Origin of the sequence: Falsiroseomonas oryziterrae, assembly GCF_021864505.1 — a bacterium.
Classification (GTDB): domain Bacteria; phylum Pseudomonadota; class Alphaproteobacteria; order Acetobacterales; family Acetobacteraceae; genus Falsiroseomonas; species Falsiroseomonas oryziterrae.
In genome coordinates, this window is record NZ_JAKJIB010000332.1 from 1 (window position 1) to 4,488 (window position 4,488).

The 4,488-nt window shown below is 74.0% G+C and carries 5 protein-coding genes; 2 read left to right on the forward strand and 3 right to left on the reverse strand.

What is annotated here, in order from left to right; translation table 11 throughout:
• On the forward strand, nucleotides 1–528 hold a 528-nt coding region (locus tag L2I40_RS19455), incomplete at its 5' end, for an NAD-binding protein (RefSeq protein WP_237216841.1).
• 110 nt (nucleotides 529–638) lie between these two features.
• Here L2I40_RS19455 and L2I40_RS19460 read toward each other — a convergent pair.
• Together L2I40_RS19460 and L2I40_RS19465 are read right to left on the reverse strand one after the other, a co-directional pair.
• On the reverse strand, nucleotides 639–1,247 hold the full coding sequence (locus L2I40_RS19460; RefSeq protein ID WP_237216842.1) for a 2-hydroxychromene-2-carboxylate isomerase: 609 nt from the start codon (nucleotides 1,245–1,247) through the stop codon (nucleotides 639–641).
• Nucleotides 1,248–1,260: 13 nt separating this feature from the next.
• Nucleotides 1,261–2,229 carry a Bug family tripartite tricarboxylate transporter substrate binding protein gene (locus L2I40_RS19465; protein ID WP_237216843.1) on the reverse strand — a complete coding sequence of 323 codons (969 nt, stop codon included), beginning with the start codon at nucleotides 2,227–2,229 and terminating at the stop codon, nucleotides 1,261–1,263.
• 88 nt (nucleotides 2,230–2,317) lie between these two features.
• Here L2I40_RS19465 and L2I40_RS19470 point away from each other — a divergent pair, with 88 nt between their 5' ends.
• A complete protein-coding gene (locus tag L2I40_RS19470; protein WP_237216844.1) occupies nucleotides 2,318–3,277 on the forward strand; it encodes a Bug family tripartite tricarboxylate transporter substrate binding protein in 960 nt (319 codons plus the stop codon).
• A gap of 66 nt (nucleotides 3,278–3,343) precedes the next feature.
• Here the strand turns inward: L2I40_RS19470 and L2I40_RS19475 are convergent, their stop codons facing one another.
• Complete coding sequence (locus L2I40_RS19475) at nucleotides 3,344–4,330, reverse strand: substrate-binding domain-containing protein (protein WP_237216845.1); 987 nt, start codon at nucleotides 4,328–4,330, stop codon at nucleotides 3,344–3,346.
• Nucleotides 4,331–4,488: the final 158 nt, after the last annotated feature.

Here is a 4,488-nt window from a genome sequence, read left to right on the forward strand (position 1 = left end):
CAGCCCAAGGCCCCGGCGCCCGCGGCGCCCGCACCGACGCCGGCCGTGGAGCTGGCGCCGGCGCCCGCGCCGCCGGCGGAGCCCGAGCCGCCATCGACGACGACACTCACCGACCACGACGTGCTGATCGGCTACGGCCGCGTCGGATCCCTCATCGCGCCGGCCCTGCTCGCCGCCGGCCGCCCGCTGCTCGTCGTCACGACGGAGGACGACCGCGCCGAGGCGGCACGCGAGGCCGGCGCCGAGGTGCTGGTCGGCAATGCCGCCGATCCCGAAGTGCTCGCTGCCGCCAACCTCACCGCCGCGCGCCGTCTCTTCTGCACCGTGCCGGAGGCCTTCGAGGCCGGCCAGGTCGTGCATCAGGCGCGCGCCGCCAACCCGCGGCTCGAGATCCTGGCCCGTGCCCATTCTGAGGAGGCGGTCGCGCACCTGGCCGGTCTCGGCGCGACGACCACGGTGCTGGGCGAGCGCGAGATCGCGCTGCGCATGCTCGAACAGGCCGGCCCCGCCTCTCCCTCTCCCGCGTAGCGGGGGGGGCGACGCCAACGGCGTTGGACACCAGGGTCAGCGGCGGCTTGCCGCCGCTTACGCCGGCTGGTCGGAGTGGGGGACCTCGCCAGGAGCGCCGTGCGGGCGCGCTACCTGCCCGCCAACTCGCGCGCGACGAAATCCAGCCGGTCCTGGCCCCAGAAGATCTCGTCCTCGATCACGTAGCTCGGCGCGCCGAAGACGCCGCGCGCCAGCGCCGCCTCGCTGTCCTCGCGCCGCTGCCGCACCCATTCGTCGCGATCGGCTTCCTTGAGCAGCCAGGCAGGATCGAGCCGCACCTCGGCGATCAGCTCCGCCAGCACGTCGCGGTGGCCCGGATTCCGCTCCTCCTCCCACAGCGCCTTCAGGATGCGATGCGCCAGCGCGACCGCCTGCGCATCCGACTTCAGTTCCCGCACCGCAATGACGCATTGCGCGGCCAGCGTCTCGTCGAAGGGGAAATGCGTCGGGTCCAGCTCGATCGGGATGTCGAGGAAGCTCCGCCAGCGCCGGAGCTCCGCCATCCTGTAGGCTTGGCGCTGCGGGCTGCGCTGCGGCAGCGGCAGCCCGCCCGACGCGGGGAAGATCACCGCCCGCAGATCCACCGGATAGGGGCGCAGCACCGCGCCGTGCTCGCGCGCGATCGCCTCGATCCGCGCCGCCCCCAGATGCGTCCAGGGGCTGTTGAGCGAGAGGTAGTAGTCGATCTGCGCGGCCATCGTGAGGCTCCCGTCACTGCACGCGGATGTTGCGCGCCCTGATCATGTCGCGCCACTTGGCGTTCTCGGCGGCGAAATAGGCCGGCCACTCCTCCGGCGTGCCGACCGTCGGCACCACGGCGAGCGTCGCCAGGCGCTGGCGCGTCTCCTGCGCCTCCATCGCCGCCTTCGCCACCTCATGCGCGCGGCGGACGATCTCGGGCGGCAGCCCGGCCGGCCCCTGCAGCGCGATGTGTTCTTCCACGACGACGCCCCGGAACCCCTGCTCGGCGAAGGTCGGGATCTCGGGCGCCAGCGGGCTGCGCTCCGCGCTCGCGACACCCAACGCCCGCAGCGTTCCGGCCTGGATCTGCGGCAGGATGCCGGACGCCGCCTGGAAGACCATCGGCGTCTCGTTCGCCAGCACCGCCTGCACGGCCGGCCCGCCGCCGCGATAGCCGACATCCGGGATCTCGATCCGCGCCTCCTGCAGGAAGAGCTCGGTGGCGAGATGGGTGGAGCTGCCGGTGCCCGAATTGGCATAGGTGATGCGGTGGTTCGGCTGCCGCGCGAGCTGCACGAATTCCTGCACGTTCCGCGCCGGGAAGGCCGGGTTCACCACCATGATGATGGGCATCGCCGCCAGCCGCCCGATGCCCACGAAGTCGCGCTCGTTGTCGTAGGGCAGCTGGTAGAGCCAGGGCGCCATCGCATAGGTGCTGACGGTCGAGACCAGCAGCGTCGTGCCGTCGGGCCGCGCGCGTGCCACGCTGTTGAAGCCGATCGTGCCGTTGGCGCCGGTGCGGTTGTCCACCACGAAGCTGCGCCCGGTGTCCTGCGACAGGCGCTGCGCCAGGATGCGCGCCACCGCGTCGGTCGATCCGCCCGCTGCCCAGGGCACGACGAGGGTGACGGCGCGGTCCGGCCACTGGCCTTGGGCCCGCGCGACGGCAGGCAGCATCAGCGGCGCGGCCAGCAGGCCGAGGCGGCGACGGGTGAGCATGGTTCCCTCCGGTTGCTCTTGGCGCGGACGGTGCCCCCGTTGCGCCCCCGCCGCAAGCAGGGCGAAGCTTGCGGCGGAGGACACGCCCATGACGCCGCGCCGCGCGCTGCTCGCCACGCCGCTTGCCCTTTTCGCCGCGCCCGCGCGCGCGCAGGCTTGGCCGTCCCGTCCCATCCGCCTCGTCGTGCCCTTCGCCCCCGGCGGCACCACCGACGTGATGGCGCGCCTGCTCGCCGAGCGTCTCGGCCCGCGGCTCGGCCAGCCGGTGGTGGTGGAGAACCGCGCCGGCGCGGGTGCCACGATCGGCGCCGCGGCAGTGGCGCAGGCGCAGCCGGACGGGCACACGCTGCTGATGTCGAACTCCACCTCGCATGGCGTCTCGCCCGCGCTCTATCCGCAGATCCCCTACGACCCGATGCGCGACTTCACCCATGTCGCGCTCGTCGCCACCTCGCCCTCCATCCTCGTCGTTACGCGCGCCCATCCGGCGCAGAACCTGCGCGACTTCCTCGACCGCGCGCGCGCCGCCGGGGAGTTGGACTTCGCCGTGGCCGGCATCGGCACCTCGAGCCATCTCGCTGGCGTGCGGCTCGGCCTCGCGCTCGGCGTGCGCGTCAACGCGATCCCCTATCGCGGCGCGGGGCCGGCGCTGACCGACACCATCGCGGGCAACGTCCCCGCCATGCTGGACAGCCTGCCCTCCGCCGGCCCGCATGTGCGCGCCGGCGCGCTGCGCGGCATGGCGGTCACCAGCGCGACGCGCGCCGGCCTCTTCCCCGACCTGCCCACGCTGACCGAAGCGGGCGTCGAGGTCGTCAGCGCCGCCTGGTTCGGCCTCTCAGGCCCGGCCGGCCTGCCGCCCGCCATCGTGCAGCGGCTGGCCGCCGAGACCCGCGCGACGCTGGCCGATCCCGCGACCGTGGCGCGCTTCGAGGAGCTGCTCGGCGCGCCCCCGCCCGAGAGCACGCCGGAGGCCTATACCCGCTTCGTGCAGTCCGAACTCGCCGCCTTCGCGCCCATCGTGCGCGCCGCCGGCATCACGCCCTAAACCCCTCTCCCGCCTGCGGGGGAGGGTGGCGGCGAAGCCGCCGGGTGGGGGTTCGACCGTCCCGCCTCAGCTCCCCAGCGTCTCCGCCGCGAAGATCTCCTCCACCGCCAGCTCCCGCCGCGCCAGCCCCTGCGCGTGCGACCAGCGGCAGAGCGCTGCGAACTCCGCGCGGTTGGCGGCGACGCCGTAGCGCCAGGGATCGGGCCCGAGCAGCGCCCGCATCGCGTCCCACTCCTCCGCCAGGAAGGGGAACATCGTCGCCGGCGAACTCTTCGCCAGCGTCTCCACCCACGCCGCCTCCGCCGCGCGCTTGGCGGCGAGGAAGCCGTCAAACAGCGCGCGCGCCAGACCGGGCACCGCCTCCAGCACCTCCCGCCGCACCCCGATCAGGTGCATCGTCGGGAAGAAGCCCGTCCGCCGGCACCACGCCTCGGCCGCCGCGCGCGGATCGGGGAACAGCCGCACCACGCGCGGATCGCCGGCGGCGAAGGAGGCGGGCGGCGTCGGCGACATCACCGCATCCAGCTCGCCCGCCAGCAGCGCCGCATCCAGCGTCGCGCCCTCCGGCAGCGGCGCGACGTCGAACCCCTGCGGGAGTTCCAGCTTCAGCCGCTCCCGCCGCCCCGCCACGTTGGTGCCCGCGGTGCACCAGGCGATGCCGTTGACGTCCACGCCATGGTCGTCGGCGAGGATCCCGCGCAGCCAGAGCGCCATCGTCATCCCGTATTCCGGCACCCCGACGCGCCGGCCTTCCAGGTCCTTTGGCCCCGCGATGCCCGCGTCGCGCCGCAGGTAGATGCAGCCATGCCGGAAGGCGCGCGCGACCGGCACGGGCAGCGCGACATACCGTGCCTCGCCGCGCGACAGCTGGATGAGCTGCGACGAGAGCGACAGCTCGCTGACATCGAACTCCGCCCGCGTCACCGCGCGCGGAAAACTCTGCTCGGACGGCAGCGGCACATGCACCAGGCGCACGCCCTCGACCGCGACGCGGCCGTCGAAGAGCGGCCGCACCCGGTCATAGTCGCCGCACGCGACCGTCAAGGTGCGCATCAGGCGTCGCCCAGGTCGTCGGCGGCGCGGCCGCGGGGAGGGCGCTGCCCTCCCCGAACCCCTCCCGGCAGGAGCCGGCGGGCTCCTGGACCTCGATCAGTCATGGCTGGGAGGGAGGGGGCCGCGGCCCCCTCCCTCCCAGCCATAAATTCATGGGT